The 317-nt window shown below is 62.1% G+C and carries 1 protein-coding gene; it reads right to left on the reverse strand.

Annotated elements, in window-relative coordinates; translation table 11 throughout:
- Positions 1-317 (reverse strand): secretin GspD/PilQ domain-containing protein (locus tag AAEY83_RS13615; RefSeq protein WP_502945170.1); only part of this gene is annotated, 317 nt, incomplete at both ends.

Here is a 317-nt window from a genome sequence, read left to right on the forward strand (position 1 = left end):
TATCCAGCTTCACCGTGCCACCCTCGGAAATCTGCGGGCGTACGTTGAGCTTGAGGCCGACCTCTTCGCGGGTCACGGTCTGAAACGGGTTGTTGCTGGTGCCCCCGCCGCCGGTGACGTAGCTGCCGCTGACAAACGGGATGGTCTGGCCGACAAAAATGCTCGCCGCTTCGTTGTCCAGGGTCAGCAGGTTCGGCGTCGACAGCACATTGGTGCCGCCCTTGCTCTTCAGCGCCCGCGCCAGCACTTTCAGGTCGAGAATCTTGCCGATGCCGGGGATGTCGACCGTGCCGTTGACGTAGCCAAGATTCAAACCC

It is taken from the genome of Psychrobacter sp. TB20-MNA-CIBAN-0197 (assembly GCF_040309765.1).
Lineage (GTDB): Bacteria > Pseudomonadota > Gammaproteobacteria > Pseudomonadales > Moraxellaceae > Psychrobacter > Psychrobacter submarinus.